This is a genomic window from Yersinia hibernica, from assembly GCF_004124235.1.
Taxonomy (GTDB): domain Bacteria; phylum Pseudomonadota; class Gammaproteobacteria; order Enterobacterales; family Enterobacteriaceae; genus Yersinia; species Yersinia hibernica.
Genome location: NZ_CP032487.1, coordinates 1019446 through 1035022 on the forward strand (window position 1 = coordinate 1019446; position 15577 = coordinate 1035022).

Sequence of the window (15577 nt, forward strand, 5' to 3'; positions counted from 1 at the left end):
GGGTTGAAAGAATTTCATGGAGAAAAATATGAACTACCGCCTGATTGGGCTGGCTTTTGCAACCGTACTGTTAGTCGGATGTGCCAGTAGCTCGCCGGATCACATTGAGCAGGGCCGCTCTGATCCACTAGAAGGTTTTAACCGGGCAATGTTCAATTTTAACTATGAGGTTCTTGACCCGTATATTGTGCGCCCGGTGGCTGTTGTTTGGCGTGATTACGTGCCACAACCTGCGCGTAATGGGATGAGTAACTTCCTGGGTAACCTTGAAGAGCCCGCCAGCATGGTCAACAGTTTCCTAGTTGGCGACCCGTACAATGCAATGAAGCACTTTAACCGCTTCTTCCTGAACACTATTTTGGGGATGGGGGGCTTGATTGATGTGGCGGGTATGGCTAATCCAAAACTGGCGAAAGAAGTTCCGCACCGCTTTGGTAGCACGTTGGGTCATTACAATGTCGGTTATGGTCCTTATGTGGTATTACCGGGCTATGGTAGCTTCACCATTCGTGAAGACGGGGGCGATGCTGCGGATTATGTCTATCCGGTGCTGAGTTACCTGACTTTCTGGATGTCAGCAGGGAAATGGGTGTTGGAAGGGGTAGAAACACGTGCGCAGCTATTGGATTCTGATGGTTTGCTGCGTAATTCATCCGATCCGTATCTGATGGTGCGCGAAGCATACTTCCAACGCTATGATTTCCTGGCGAGCGGCGGCCAGTTGAAACCGGAAGTTAATTCTAATGCTCAGGCTATTCAGGATGAATTAGAAAGTATCGATTCAGCTAACTGATAGATTGTTGGTCTCGGTAAATAAAAAAGCGCCTCACGGCGCTTTTTTATGGGCATCATTGATATCAATGATGCTGTTAAGCATAGCTATCAGAAGGCGTAGTTGAAGTTCACGCCATACAGCATTGCCGTACCTTTCGAGTCAAACTGATAGGTTGTCCCGCGCAATGCCGCAGGGGTTTTTTCCGAGATATGTACATTCTGACCGTGCATATAGGAAATCCCGACGTCAACTGAGGCATCTTTGTTGAAAGCGTAGGTCGTACCGGCACTTATCCAGAAGCGGTCTTGGTCTGGAATCGAGATAGTGCGGTTATCGGCGGGAACTGGGCTGTCATCAAAGGCAATACCAGTACGGAACGTCCAGTTATCATCGTAATAATAAGTGGTACCTAGCGCGATACGGTAAGCATCGCGGAAACCTTCTTGCTTCTCAAACAGTGTTTGGCCGTTGGTTCCGGTGGCTTTCAGCTCTTTGAACTGACTCCAACTGGTATAGGCCATGCTGTAGTGAACCGCCCATTGTGGTGCCACTTTATTATAGCCAGACACTTCCCACACTTCCGGCAAGTTCAGGGTTAATGCCCCTGGAATAACTCGGCCGCCGGTACCACTTGGTGGTGGTAACTGGCTGCTGAAATCACCATCAAAATCGATTTTCACTTTAGAGCGATAGGTGAAGCTGTAACGGTTTTCTTTATCAACTTCATACAGAACGCCCGCATTCCAACCATAGCCCCATTTTGTCCCCTCCATACGGGTCACTTCAGTGCTGGCTGGGATAACCCCACGGCCCGCTTCACCAATATGACGGACAATTTTCGCATCGGCATAAACTGCATTAAAACCTAAACCAAAGCTGAAGTTTTCATTCAGGCGATAGGCAGCAGCCAAGTTCAGGTTAGCGGTTTTCAGGTCAGTCTGACCGCCGAGAGAACCGGCAATATAGTCATCATTAAATTCAGTTGCTAAACCGTAGTTTGAAGTACCAGAAGCCCCAATTGCCCATTGTTCATTCAGCGGCATAATAAAGTGGATATTCGGGATCCACGCTGATGGCGCGATGTTTTTGGCACTGGTACTCCTGCCTGATACCGGGGATGTGCCACTGATATCAACATTTGGATCAACATACACCGCACCGCCAGAGAAAGAGGGGCGGTCGAATAAAGTCATTGCGGCGGGGTTGCGGCTACCCACGGAAGCATTGTCAGCAACAGCGCCTTCACCAGAGAAAGAGCGGCCCAACGCAGCTGCTGAATATTCATTTAGCTGAAAACCAGCCGCAGAAACGTTCGAAGAAACCAGTGCTACTGCAGCTGCCAGAGCTGATCGGGTAAACAGGTTTTTCTGGTTCATGACCAAAACCTCATTGTTTTATTTAAACTATGTTACATACCGTAACAAGAGAATGCGGGATTGTAGGGTCCGTTATCGGTCAGACAAAGCAGACCAGTGGCTGAAGTATAGGTCTGACCTGTGCGAGTGTTGCAAGCATGTTTTAGCATTTGGTCAATTTTGATTGCAAAAAATAGACGTAGTTAACAAAAAACTCACAATTTAGTAGCAACTGATACATCATTGATGAGTTGGCTAACAATTTTACTGTGATTTCCGTCACTTAATAGGCTTATAAACAGTAAGTTCTAGTACCCAATGATTGACGGTAGTAAAATGGTGTTAGAGAAAATATTTTTTTGCGCTAATGGTCATTTGCGCTATCAGATAGGCAATTTGCACCTATTTTGAAATATCCGCTGAGGAGAATTGAAGATGTCAGATGCAACTGTTGGATCAACAAACAAGCGCTGTAATGCTGAAGAAACAGCGGCATGCTGTTGTGTCGATGTTGGCACAGTAATGGACAATACCGACTGCACCGCATCTTATAGCTGTGTATTTGGCAACCGCGCTGAAGCTGAAACAATGCTGAAAACGCTGACTGAAAAAGCACGCGCGGTTGAATCGGAACCTTGTCTTATTGAGCATAAGCTGGAAGAAACGGAAGGTGGCGTGCGCTTAACCATTGATTTCACTTTCTCTTGCCAGGCAGAAACCATGATTTTCCAGCTGGGTTTGCGTTAATCAGCCCTTTGGGCTGAGAAGATTCAGGTACGTCGAGTAACCTTAAAACGCGGGGCTTTTTGCTTCGCGTTTGTTTTTGTATTATTTCCGCTGTGAATTTATTAGGTTATACCCGCCCCGCCAGCTCTTAATTCTCCTTATTTTTATTGCGAAAAGTTGCTCCTGCTCTCACTTTCCTATTCTATAGGTTTACCAAATGTAAATGTTTGGTTAACAATAATTGGATCAGGTCAGACCTGTTATTTGTTATGCTTTCATCAAAGCCACTTTGACTTATCAGGAGCATTTATGAGTAAGCCATTACCGCTAGTGACGCGTCAGGGCGATCGCATTGCCATAGTCAGCGGCCTGCGCACCCCTTTTGCCAAGCAGGCAACTGCTTATCATGGCGTGCCAGCTGTAGATTTAGGCAAAATTGTGGTCAGTGAATTATTGGCCAGAAGTGGCGTTGCTCCTGAACTCATTGACCAACTGGTGTTTGGCCAAGTAGTACAAATGCCTGAAGCGCCGAATATTGCGCGCGAAATCGTTCTGGGCACGGGCATGAGTGTGCATACTGATGCTTATAGTGTTTCCCGCGCCTGTGCGACCAGCTTTCAGGCGGTGGCTAATGTTGCGCAGAGCATCATTGCCGGCTCTGTCACGCTAGCCATCGCGGGAGGGGCGGATTCTTCTTCTGTTTTGCCCATTGGGGTCAGCAAAGCACTGGCGCGAACCTTGGTGGATGTGAATAAAGCCCGAACTTTATCCCAGCGATTGAAGTTGTTCAGCCGATTGAAATTGCGCGATTTGCTCCCGGTGGCCCCCGCCGTCGCCGAATATTCAACCGGTTTGCGTATGGGCGATACGGCGGAGCAGATGGCGAAAACCTATGGTATCAGTCGAGAAGATCAAGATGCTTTAGCACTGCGCTCCCATCAAATGGCGGCACAGGCTTGGCAACAGGGGTTATTGCAAGATGAAGTGATGACTGCTTATATCCCGCCCTATCGTGATGCTATCACTGAAGATAATAATATCCGCAAAGACTCCACCATGGCGCAATACGCCAAATTACGTCCGGCGTTTGATAGAAAACACGGCACTGTCACGGCCGCGAACAGTACGCCACTGACCGACGGTGCGGCTGCGGTCATGATGATGAGTGAATCAAAGGCCAAGGCGCTGGGTTTACAGCCGCTAGGTTATCTGCGTAGTTTTGCTTTTTCGGCCATTGATGTCTGGCAGGACATGCTGTTAGGCCCATCTTATGCCACCCCCCTCGCATTGGATCGCGCCGGAATTAGCCTGGCAGATTTAACCCTTATTGACATGCATGAAGCCTTTGCCGCGCAAACACTGGCTAACCTGAAAATGTTTGCCAGCGACAGTTTCGCGCGCGAAAAACTAGGGCGCAGTCAGGCCATCGGTGAGGTTGATATGAGTAAATTCAATGTATTGGGAGGTTCGATTGCTTATGGACATCCCTTTGCTGCGACTGGCGCGCGTATGATTACTCAAACATTGCATGAATTACGTCGCCGTGGAGGGGGATTAGGATTAACGACGGCATGTGCGGCGGGTGGTTTGGGTGCCGCAATGATTTTGGAGGTGGAATAATGAGCCAGCAACATACCCTTAATAGCGGTGAAAAGGCAGCCACAGTGGCGGTCGCCTCTCCGGCCCCTTCAGTGTTCACACTCAGCATCCGGCCCGATAATATCGGCGTTATCACCATCGATGTTGTTGGTGATAAGGTGAATACCTTAAAAGCTGAATTTGCAGAACAAATCTCTTTAATATTGCAACAAGCACAGGCTTTGAATCAATTACAGGGCTTAGTGATTATTTCGGGTAAGCCGGACTCTTTTATCGCCGGTGCTGATATCACCATGATAGCCGCTTGCCGTACTGCGCAGGATGCTCGCGCTCTGGCTCAGAAAGGGCAATCCGTTCTGGCGCAAATCGCTGCATTCCCTATCCCTGTCGTCGCGGCTATTCACGGGGCTTGCCTTGGCGGTGGCCTGGAACTGGCGCTGGCATGTCATAGCCGCATTTGCTCGCAAGATGATAAAACCGTGCTCGGTTTGCCGGAAGTACAGCTCGGGCTGCTACCTGGTTCCGGTGGCACCCAGCGCCTGCCGCGTCTGGTAGGGGTGAGTAGGGCGTTGGACATGATATTGACGGGCAAGCAAATCCGTGCGCGTCAGGCACTGAAAATGGGGCTGGTGGATGACGTCGTTGCAGCGGAGATTTTGCTTGATGTGGCTGTCCAACGGGCAAAAGCGGGTTGGCTTGATAAGCCAGTCGTGCCCTGGCAGGAGCGGTTGCTCAGTGGCCCATTGGGTAAGGCATTGTTATTTAACATTGTGCGCAAGAAAACGCTGGCGAAGACCAAGGGGCACTATCCGGCGGCCGAACGTATTATTGAGGTGGTGCGTAAAGGGCTGGATCACGGCGGGCCAGCCGGTTATGAAGCCGAAGCCAAAGCTTTTGGCGAACTGGCGATGTCCCCTGAGTCAGCCGCATTACGCAGTTTGTTTTTTGCAACCACCGCGCTGAAGAAAGAAACCGGCAGTCAAGCACAACCACGTGCTATTCATCGCGTCGGAGTACTAGGCGGTGGTTTGATGGGGGGCGGTATTGCCAATGTAACCGCAACGCGTGCCGGTTTACCGGTACGCATTAAAGATATCAACCCGACGGGGATTAATCAGGCGCTGAAATATACCTGGGATACTTTAGGCAAGCGGGTGCGCAGCAAGCGGATGCGCCCGGCACAGCGGCAACGGCAGATGATGTTGATTTCCGGCAGCACCGATTATTGTGGTTTTGGCAATGTGGATATCGTCATTGAGGCGGTATTTGAAGATTTATCGTTGAAGCAACAAATGGTCGCCGATATTGAGCACTTCGCCGCGCCGCACACTATTTTCGCCTCCAATACATCGTCACTGCCCATCAGCGATATTGCTGCGCAAGCTCAGCGGCCAGAGCAGGTTATCGGCCTGCATTACTTTAGTCCGGTGGATAAAATGCCGCTGGTAGAAGTTATTCCGCATGCAAAAACCAGCGAAGAAACTATAGCAACAACCGTAGCTTTAGCGAGAAAACAAGGGAAAACGGCGATTGTGGTGGCAGACCGGGCCGGATTCTATGTAAATCGTATTTTGGCACCATACATCAACGAAGCCGCCCGCTGTATTTTAGATGGTGAACCCATTGACTCAGTAGATAAGTCCTTGGTGGATTTCGGCTTCCCGGTTGGCCCAATAACCTTGTTGGATGAGGTTGGAATTGATGTCGGTACCAAGATAATGCCCATTCTGGTTGAAAAATTAGGCCCGCGCTTTGCCGCACCGCCTTCATTTGAGGTGATCTTGAAGGATGGGCGCAAAGGGCGTAAAAATGGCCGGGGCTTCTATCTTTATCCCGCTAAAAGTACCGGCTTTACGTGGAAAAGAAACCCGGCTAAGCAAGTTGATACCAGCGTTTATACCTTGCTTGGTGTCAGTCCGAAGGCCCATATCGAGTCAGCCGTGATAGCTCAGCGTTGCATCATGATGATGCTGAATGAAGCCGCGCGCTGCCTGGATGAAGCTATTATCCGTAACCCGCGTGATGGGGACATTGGCGCGGTATTTGGCATTGGGTTCCCTCCGTTCTTAGGCGGGCCTTTCCGCTACATGGACAGCTTGGGTGCTGAAAAAGTGGTGAAAACGCTTAAGTTACTCGCGCAGCAGTATGGTGAGCGTTTTGAGCCTTGCCCATTATTGGTGACGATGGCGCAGCAACAGCAAACGTTTTATCCATCAGAAAACAGCACCGATGAAGGGGCCGTCAACGCCTAAAATTAAGAGTGTGAACAAGATCACCACCTGCAACTCTTAGCGATAAGGTGGCTATACATCGGGGGCAACCCGCGCTACCTTAAGCCAGAATCACGCAGAGTGACTATTCGTGGCAAAATGAATGAATCGCCACTTATTGTACAGGTGATAGAGTTTGGATTAAGCTGTTGATATGGTTACTCTGTAACCAATCAAGGTTGGCTGCCTAGGTTAGTGGTGTAAAAACAGCCATTTTCTTTATCTTAAGTTTCAGGCAAAATGCCCGGCCGCCATAGAGAGACGGCGCGTTATCGTTATGAAGTTTCTTTGCTTTCCAGCAAAGGTTTCGGCGGTACAGCACGCAAAGCGTTTCTGTATAGCGTTATTTGGTTAACAAAAACGGTGCAATATGCAAGTTTTCATTATGCGTCACGGTGACGCGGCCCTTGATGCAGCGAGTGATGCGCAAAGGCCCCTTACTCTGTGTGGTCAGGATGAATCACGTCAGATAGCCGGCTGGCTAAATGAGCAGTCAGTTGATATCGATCAGATTTTGGTTAGCCCATACTTACGCGCAGGGCAGACACTGGAAGTGGTGCGCGAGGTGATGGCGCTCCCGGCAGAGCAGGAAGTGATGCCAGAACTCACCCCTGGTGGGGATGCCGCTTTTGTTTGCTGCTATTTACAAGCATTGGCAAAAGAAGATTGTGCTGCGGTGTTGGTTATTTCGCACTTGCCGCTGGTCGGGTATTTAGTGGCTGAACTTTGTCCGGGGCAGTGCCCGCCGATGTTTGCGACTTCAGCAATTGCTTGTGTTGATTTGGATGGTGCAACCGGCAAGGGGACTTTTGATTGGCAGGTTAGCCCGACACAGCTGTTAGCGAAAGCTTGTCACGGCTAATATGAGTCGATTATCCATGGGCGCGGCATCACCGCCGCGCCTTTGTTATTGATGCTACCCCTGCCATACTTCAAACCGAATGTGTTAGTTGCACTCATTACTTGTCCCATCTATGGCCAGCTTCGCCAAGGCCGCGAAATCTATCCCGCTACTGTTCTAACTCGATTAATACCAATAATGCCGCCGTCCCTCCCCATTCTTTTGGTGCCTGATGGAATGCCAGCACATCGGGATGTTGCGCCAGCCACAGCGGGGTTTGCTGTTTTAACACATGTTTGCCGTGACCATGCATCACACAGGCGCAATGCACATGCTCACGTTTGCAGGCGGCGATTAATGCCCCCAATTCTTGCTTAGCTTGTTTCTGGGTCAACCCGTGTAAGTCTAAAAACATGTCGGGCGAGTAATCACCACGCCGCAGTTTTTTAACCTCAAAATGGTCAACACCCGGCCGCACATAGCGCGTGGGGCCCTCAGTATCCAATTGGGGTTGGAATTCATCAGAAAAATAATAACTGGCATCAACCTGTTCTTGCAGCAATCGCTCTGGCGCAATTTTTTTGCCGATTTTAGGGGGGGCACGGTGAACAATAGTGTCTTGTTTCAGTCTCTTTGCCCCGGCTATCGACTCTTTAAACAGCTGTAATTCATCCGTGGTCAGGTGATATTTATTTTTCATTGTCTATTCATCGTGCTTATTCATTTTCCCCAGTTTACCTAATGTCCCGCGCAGATTAACCACTTTAATCAGTCTTAAATGTGTCTTTCATTATTTGGTTATCATGCAACTGATGTATTGCTGCTGATTTGTGGCGGGCTTCATGGCAAACTAGAGAGATAGATAATGATTTTATGCCCTAGCTGGAGAATACCTTGGACAAGATTTTCGTCGACGAAGCCGTAAATGAGCTGCACACCATTCAGGATATGTTGCGTTGGGCGGTCAGTCGCTTTAATGCGGCCAATATTTTTTATGGTCACGGGACAGATAATCCGTGGGACGAAGCGGTGCAATTGGTGTTCCCAAGCCTCTTTTTACCCATTGATATTCCAGAAGATATGCGCAGTGCGCGCCTGACATCCAGTGAGCGCCATCGTATTGTTGAGCGGGTTATTCGTCGGGTCAATGAGCGTATTCCAGTGGCTTACTTGACGAATAAAGCCTGGTTCTGTGGCATGGAATATTATGTCGATGAGCGCGTATTGGTGCCGCGCTCACCTATCGGCGAACTGATTAATAACAACTTCGCTGGGCTGATTCGCCATCAGCCTAAGCACATTTTGGATATGTGTACCGGCAGTGGCTGTATTGCGATTGCTTGCGCCTATGCCTTCCCAGAAGCGGAAGTGGATGCGGTCGATATCTCCAATGATGTGTTGGCGGTGACGGAACACAATATTCAGCAGCACGGCATGGAGCATCAAGTAACGCCGATTCGCTCTGATCTGTTCCGTGATTTATCGCCAATTAAATATGATTTGATTGTCACTAACCCGCCATATGTCGATGCCGAAGATATGGCCGATTTACCGCAAGAGTTCCGCTTTGAACCTGAGCTTGGTCTGGCTGCGGGCAGCGACGGCCTGAAATTGGCCCGCCGTATTCTGGCCTGTGCGCCAGATTTTTTGCAAGACGATGGCATCCTGATTTGTGAAGTGGGTAACAGCATGGTGCACTTGATGGAGCAATATCCCGATGTGCCGTTCACTTGGCTAGAGTTTGACAATGGCGGTGATGGTGTCTTTATGCTGACCAAACAGCAATTAATTGATTGTGCAGCATATTTCAGTATGTATCGCGATTAATCATTCACTTTTAAATTGGTCAGGGTGATAAAAATCAGCCTGACAAAATGCTTATTAGAGAATTCAAGGAGCCGTGATGGCTGGGAACAGTATTGGGCAGTTTTTCCGCGTCACCACTTTTGGTGAGTCTCACGGCATCGCCTTGGGATGTATTATTGACGGTGTTCCCCCGGGAATTCCTATCACTGAGGCGGATATCCAGTGGGATCTTGACCGCCGTCGCCCCGGCACCTCGCGCTATACCACGCAACGCCGTGAACCGGATCAGGTACGCATTTTGTCTGGCGTATTTGAGGGGGTGACCACCGGTACCAGCATCGGGTTGATGATTGAAAATACAGACCAGCGTTCACAAGATTACAGCGCCATTAAAGACGTATTTCGCCCAGGCCATGCCGACTATACCTACGAACAGAAATACGGCGTGCGCGATTACCGCGGTGGTGGCCGCTCTTCTGCCCGCGAAACGGCGATGCGGGTTGCCGCCGGCGCCATTGCCAAGAAATATTTGGCACAGAAATTTGGTGTGCAGGTGCGGGGTTATTTAGCACAAATTGGTGATATCAGCTGTGACGTGGTTGACTGGGATCAGGTGGAGCAAAACCCATTTTTTTGCCCGGATGTCAGTAAGTTGGAATCACTGGATGCCCTGATGCGCGAGCTGAAAAAAGCCGGTGACTCCATTGGCGCCAAAATTACGGTCGTGGCCGAGCATGTGCCGGTCGGTTTGGGCGAGCCGGTATTTGACCGGTTAGATGCTGATTTGGCCCATGCGCTGATGAGTATCAATGCGGTGAAAGGGGTGGAAATTGGCGATGGTTTTGCGGTGGTGAGCAAACGTGGTAGCGAAAACCGCGATGAGATTACGCCACAAGGTTTTCAAAGTAACCATGCGGGCGGTATTTTAGGCGGAATTAGCAGCGGACAACCGATTGTCGCGCATATTGCATTGAAACCGACTTCCAGTATTACGGTGCCGGGGCACACAATTAATCGACAGGGCGAGGCGGTTGAGATGATTACCCGTGGCCGCCATGACCCGTGTGTCGGTATCCGCGCAGTGCCGATTGCTGAAGCAATGATGGCTATTGTGTTAATGGATCATCTACTGCGCCAACGTGCACAGTGTGGTGATGTGATTTCAGACGTTCCGCGCTGGTAAGCACAATGAAAAAATGGATCGCGGGCTTATTGGCGCTGTTTGCCATCAGCCCGGCAATGGCTGTGACGCCGTGGCAACAGATTACTCACCCAGTGGCAGGTGCTGCGCAGTCAATTGGCGGATTTGCTAATGGCTGCGTGATTGGTGCGATGCCGTTGCCACTTGAGTCGGCAGATTATCAGGTGATGCGCCCAGATCAGCGCCGTTATTTTGGTCATCCTGATTTGCTCAACTTTATCCACCGCCTGAGTGATAAAGCACAGAAAAATCAGTTGGGTACCGTCTTGATTGGTGATATGGCGATGCCCGCTGGCGGGCGTTTTAGCAGTGGGCATGCCAGCCATCAGTCTGGTTTGGATGTGGATATTTGGCTGCAACTGCCAAAGCAGCGCTGGAGCCAGCAGCAACTGCTAAAACCGCAACCTATTGATTTAGTCGCCGTAGACGGGAAACGCGTAGTGCCAGCATTATGGCAACCGCAAGTTGAAAGCCTGATTAAACTGGCGGCGAATGATAACGAAGTCACACGTATTTTCGTCAATCCGGCGATTAAAAAGCAGCTTTGTCTGGATGCAGGGGCGGATCGCACTTGGTTGCATAAGGTGCGGCCGTGGTTTGGTCATCGCGCCCATATGCATGTGCGTTTACGTTGCCCGGCAGATAGCTTGGAATGTCTGGATCAAGATACCCCACCACCGGGTGATGGGTGTGGCGCGGAATTAGAAAGCTGGTTCCAGCCTCAGCAACCAAGTGCTAAACCGGGTAAAAGCTTACCACCACCATTGCCACCTTCATGTCAGGCTTTGCTGGATAACCATTTCGCTGCGGAATAAATCATGGACTGGTTTACCCTGGGCCCTGCAATTTTAGCAATATTGTTTTTAGTCGCTTTATTGGCCGGTTTCATTGATTCCATTGCGGGTGGCGGCGGGCTATTGACTGTCCCGGCACTGCTGGCTGTGGGATTGCCCCCAGCACAGGTTTTGGCGACCAATAAATTGCAATCGGTCGGCGGATCATTCTCCGCCAGCCTTTATTTTATTCGCCGTGGGGCGGTTAATCTAAAGGAGCAAAGACTCACTATCGCTTTAACCGTGGTGGGGTCGATGTTGGGCGCTATCTTGGTTCAGCATATGCGGGCAGATATTTTGCGGCAAATCCTGCCGTTGCTGGTGATTGGCATTGGCGTCTATTTTCTGGTGACCCCCAAACTTGGCGCAGTTGACCAACAGCGCCGTTTGTCTGCACTGCCATTTGCCTTGATAGCCGGTGGCGGTGTGGGTTTTTATGATGGTTTCTTTGGCCCCGGAGCCGGTTCTTTCTATGCGCTGGCTTTTGTGACTTTGTGTGGTTTTAATCTGGCGAAATCTACCGCTCATGCCAAAGTCCTCAATTTCACCTCCAATTTGGGTAGCCTGATTTTCTTTATTGTCGGCGGCAAGGTGGTGTGGAGCATCGGGTTGGTGATGCTGGTAGGGCAAGTTCTGGGGGCACGTCTGGGAGCCCATATGGTCTTAACCAAAGGGCAGAAATTGATTCGTCCAATGATTGTCGTGGTGTCATTCGTCATGAGCTGCAAACTGCTGTACGACAGCCACGGTGCTGAGATCTCTTCCTGGCTGGGATTACACGTTTTCGCCTAACTTAAGGTATCAAACATAGAACAGTGAGCTTGAATGCCGCTGCTGATACCGCTCTGACGGATCTAAGTATGACGCATGATTATCAACAACTAATTGACATTTTTAATGCTTGTTTTAGCGATAAATATAATACGCAGCTGGTGAAAGGCGATGATGAGCCGATCTATCTGCCCGCTGATGAGCAGTTTGCTTACCACCGGGTGATTTTCGCCCATGGCTATTATGCCAGTGCGATGCATGAAATTTCTCATTGGTGTATTGCCGGGGAAGAGCGCCGCAAGTTGGTGGATTTTGGCTATTGGTATTGCCCCGATGGGCGTGATGCATTAACTCAGAGCCAGTTTGAAGTGGTCGAGATCAAACCTCAGGCCTTGGAGTGGATGTTTTGTGTCGCGGCGGGTTTCCCTTTCAATGTCAGTTGCGACAATCTGGAGGGGGATTGTGAGCCAGACCGCATCACATTCCAACGTAAAGTACGCGAACAGGTGCTGTGGCATCTGGAAAATGGAATATCCCCACGACCTGCGGGCTTTATTCAGGCGCTACAATCGTTTTACAATACGCCGCCGCTGGCAGCCGAACTTTTCCCTTACCCGGAAGATTTAGCTTAATTTTCTGTTTGACGGAACACCCATTATTTTTGGATATAAAATATAACCCTATAGATTTCATGATGCAGGAAGGCGGCAAGCAAGATAATCCCGATGAGCTCACTCAAGTTAGTGATTCGGGTTAGTGAGGTCAGCCAACACATCTGCGGTTTGAAATATGACGGGTTATTGAGGAAAATTGATGATCGCAGAGTTTGAAACACGCATCTTGGCGCAGATTGATGACATGGTAGAGCACGCCAGTGATGATGATTTATTTGCTGGTGGCTACCTGCGCGGCCATCTCACGCTAGCAGTGGCTGAATCCGAAGAGTTTGGCGAGCACACCGCCGAGCAGTTACACGCACGAGTGCAGACCAGCCTGGATAAAGCCATCAAAGCCGGTGAACTCTCTCCACCGGATCAGGCTTTGGTATTGGGGCTGTGGGATCGTTTATTAGAACAAGCCCAATTACCACACTGAATACTTAATAGCCCTCAACTCAGGCCGCTAATCAGCTAGATAGGGCGGGGAAATGTGCCGAATGGGCCGTAGTCGCGTAAGTGACCGGAGTGCCCATCGGTGCAGTCGCCCCGTTAGTTTTTGGACATACAAAACTTCAATAACCGTTATCCAGAGACCGGCGAAGCTTGATGCTGCACTGGCCGGCCTTTCAGCAATTTTCGCATCCAAAACCGGTTAGGATTCAGCGCTGCCAGTGTGGCGGCATCTAATGGCTGCGGTTCAGCAAACATTTGCGCCGCCAGAATTTCAGCCACCAATGGCGCACTGCACAAACCGCGTGACCCCAATGCTCCGACCATAAATAACTCCGGCCACACTGGCGCGAGCGCTATCTCTTCCCCATGTTGGATTTTTCGTGGCAAATCTTGATATTGCGCCAGTGTGGCGTGGTAATCCGGCACTGCACCGACCATCGGTAAATGGTCACGAATGGCACAACGCACCCCACAGCGCGCCTGATTATCACTGATATCAACCTGTTGTGGCCAACTCACATCCGGTAAGCAACGTATCAGACGATGCCGATTCTCTTGCTGTTCGTCGGCACGAAAATCAGTAGTTGCATCACCGCGCTGGTAACTGGCACCGATACAGTGATGCTGATTAGCCGGATTGACTGGCGTCAGGTAACCGTCATAACACAGCACCTGCCGCAGCTGGCTAAGTATTGGTGTAGTAGGAATGTGTGAAACCTGCCCACGTACGGCTGTTAGGGGGAGATGCTGAGTTTGTTGCCACTCGGGTAAGCGGTGACCGGCAGCAAGCACCACAGTGGCATGCTGCCGGTTTATCAACGGTTGTTGGAATGTCAGCTGCCATAATCCATCAACACGGTCGAGTTGGCGCAATTCATGCTGGTAGTGGCAGGTCATGCCATGTTGTTGTGCCCGCGCCATGAGCGCTTTAGTCAGGTCTGATGGGCACAGCCAGCCGCCGGCGGGGTAATGGATACCGTCATGAGCGCAATCTAACCCTGCCAGCGCACTCAGTTGCTCGCGACTCATTGCTTCAGCCAGTGGTGTTGGCCAATTTATTTGCAGCATTTTATTAATCTTGCCACGGCTTTTCTCATCAAAGGCCAATTGGCTGACACCGCACCACTGATGATCAAAGTGAATACCTTGCTCAAGCAATTGATCATATTGACGGCGGGCGTAGGTAAATGCGCTGGTGAAAAAGATTTCTAGTGCATCATTTTTGCCGTTAAGCAGTGGATAAAGCGCGCCTTGTCGATTGCCAGATGCGCCTTGGGCTGGTTGTGCGTCGGTGCAATAAAGTGTGACTTTAGCCCCACGGCGCAGTAAAGCTAATGCGGTTAATGCGCTGACAATTCCTCCACCGATAATGGCGATATCATCACAATGGGTGGCGGATGGCCGGTGATACCAAGGTGCGGGTTGGGTGCTGAGATTTTGTCGCAAAGTGCCGGTCAACATTTCGCGTTTCTGACCAAAACCCTTTACTTTCATGACGTCAAATCCCGCTTGCTGCAAACCCCGGCGCACAAATCCGGCAGCCGTGAAAGTAGCAAATGTGCCCCCCGGCCTCGCCATGCGCGCCATAGTATTAAACAGTGCATCATTCCACATATCAGGGTTTTTGGCGGGAGCAAAACCATCAAGGAACCAAGCATCGACCTGATTTATCAAACTGGAGTCTAACTGTGGCAGTAGGGTGTTCACATCACCAAACCATAAATCCAGTGTGATAGCTCCGTCAGCCAGTAAAATTCGCTGGCAGCCCGCAAGGGGCAATGGCCATTGGGCGCGTAGTTGTTCGGCAAAAAAGGCCAACTCCGGCCAACGGGCATGGGCCGCGGCTAAATCGGCGACCTGAAGCGGGTATTTTTCAAAGCTAATATAATGTAAACGCTGGAGTTTAGCAGTGGGATGTTGCTGGCGAAATTGGGCGAAATCTCGCCATAATGTTAGGAAATTCAACCCGGTGCCAAACCCTGTTTCGGCAAAAATAGTGTTATCACGCGGGTGTTGGGCGAAGCGCTCTGGAAAACCATTCCCCTTGAGAAAAACGTAGTGAGTCTCTTCCAGCCCATCTTCATTGGAAAAGTAGATATCACCAAATTGTTCCGATACAGGTGTACCCTGTTCATTCCAGCTCAAGGTTGCAGTTTGGATTGGGGTTTGGCTCATGTTCAAAGACTCGTATCTCAAGGGGTAGGGCGATTCTAACTATGTGATCCGCTGCGTGCAAATTGCAAAATTATCTGAGTATATTACGCTGATCGGACTTGTTCGGCGTACAA

General features: G+C 50.1%; 14 protein-coding genes. 11 read left to right on the forward strand and 3 right to left on the reverse strand.

All coding sequences use genetic code 11. The annotated features are described in order from the left end of the window. The first annotated feature begins 28 nt into the window (after positions 1–28). A complete protein-coding gene (gene mlaA / locus D5F51_RS04860) occupies positions 29–793 on the forward strand; it encodes a phospholipid-binding lipoprotein MlaA (RefSeq protein WP_025378988.1) in 765 nt (254 codons plus the stop codon). A gap of 89 nt (positions 794–882) precedes the next feature. Here mlaA and fadL read toward each other — a convergent pair whose 3' ends face one another. Beyond that, positions 883–2151 carry a long-chain fatty acid transporter FadL gene (gene fadL / locus D5F51_RS04865; protein WP_162301687.1) on the reverse strand — a complete coding sequence of 423 codons (1269 nt, stop codon included), beginning with the start codon at positions 2149–2151 and terminating at the stop codon, positions 883–885. Between the two features lie 414 nt (positions 2152–2565). Here fadL and D5F51_RS04870 point away from each other — a divergent pair, with 414 nt between their 5' ends. From D5F51_RS04870 to sixA, 4 genes are all read left to right on the forward strand, one after another. Next, positions 2566–2877, forward strand: a complete 312-nt coding sequence (locus tag D5F51_RS04870) for a YfcZ/YiiS family protein (RefSeq protein WP_025378986.1) — start codon at positions 2566–2568, stop codon at positions 2875–2877. Between the two features lie 288 nt (positions 2878–3165). Continuing rightward, positions 3166–4476, forward strand: coding sequence for an acetyl-CoA C-acyltransferase FadI (gene fadI, locus D5F51_RS04875; protein ID WP_129195763.1), 1311 nt, complete (start codon positions 3166–3168; stop codon positions 4474–4476). Further along, positions 4476–6707 (forward strand): fatty acid oxidation complex subunit alpha FadJ, encoded by a 2232-nt coding sequence (gene fadJ, locus D5F51_RS04880; RefSeq protein WP_162301688.1) that lies wholly within the window; start codon positions 4476–4478, stop codon positions 6705–6707. The genes fadI and fadJ overlap by 1 nt, the downstream gene beginning before the upstream one ends. Before the next feature lie 388 nt (positions 6708–7095). Continuing rightward, positions 7096–7587, forward strand: a complete 492-nt coding sequence (gene sixA, locus D5F51_RS04885; RefSeq protein WP_025378984.1) for a phosphohistidine phosphatase SixA — start codon at positions 7096–7098, stop codon at positions 7585–7587. Positions 7588–7735: 148 nt separating this feature from the next. Here sixA and smrB read toward each other — a convergent pair whose 3' ends face one another. Beyond that, positions 7736–8266 (reverse strand): endonuclease SmrB, encoded by a 531-nt coding sequence (smrB, locus tag D5F51_RS04890; protein ID WP_025378983.1) that lies wholly within the window; start codon positions 8264–8266, stop codon positions 7736–7738. A gap of 194 nt (positions 8267–8460) precedes the next feature. On the opposite strand from smrB, the gene prmB reads away from it, so the two are divergent. From prmB to D5F51_RS04920, 6 genes are all read left to right on the forward strand, one after another. Further along, positions 8461–9393 (forward strand): 50S ribosomal protein L3 N(5)-glutamine methyltransferase, encoded by a 933-nt coding sequence (gene prmB, locus D5F51_RS04895; protein ID WP_025378982.1) that lies wholly within the window; start codon positions 8461–8463, stop codon positions 9391–9393. Between the two features lie 76 nt (positions 9394–9469). Then, a complete protein-coding gene (gene aroC, locus D5F51_RS04900) occupies positions 9470–10555 on the forward strand; it encodes a chorismate synthase (protein WP_025378981.1) in 1086 nt (361 codons plus the stop codon). A 5-nt stretch (positions 10556–10560) separates the two neighbouring features. After that, complete coding sequence (gene mepA, locus D5F51_RS04905) at positions 10561–11388, forward strand: penicillin-insensitive murein endopeptidase (protein ID WP_025378980.1); 828 nt, start codon at positions 10561–10563, stop codon at positions 11386–11388. A gap of 3 nt (positions 11389–11391) precedes the next feature. Then, entirely contained in the window at positions 11392–12198 is an 807-nt protein-coding gene (locus tag D5F51_RS04910; protein ID WP_025378979.1) for a sulfite exporter TauE/SafE family protein, read from the forward strand. Positions 12199–12266: 68 nt separating this feature from the next. Next, positions 12267–12809 (forward strand): elongation factor P hydroxylase, encoded by a 543-nt coding sequence (locus tag D5F51_RS04915; protein ID WP_025378978.1) that lies wholly within the window; start codon positions 12267–12269, stop codon positions 12807–12809. 181 nt (positions 12810–12990) lie between these two features. Then, positions 12991–13272 carry a YfcL family protein gene (locus D5F51_RS04920; RefSeq protein ID WP_129195764.1) on the forward strand — a complete coding sequence of 94 codons (282 nt, stop codon included), beginning with the start codon at positions 12991–12993 and terminating at the stop codon, positions 13270–13272. 146 nt (positions 13273–13418) lie between these two features. Here the strand turns inward: D5F51_RS04920 and mnmC are convergent, their stop codons facing one another. Further along, a complete protein-coding gene (gene mnmC / locus D5F51_RS04925; protein ID WP_129195765.1) occupies positions 13419–15464 on the reverse strand; it encodes a bifunctional tRNA (5-methylaminomethyl-2-thiouridine)(34)-methyltransferase MnmC2/FAD-dependent 5-carboxymethylaminomethyl-2-thiouridine(34) oxidoreductase MnmC1 in 2046 nt (681 codons plus the stop codon). Positions 15465–15577: the final 113 nt, after the last annotated feature.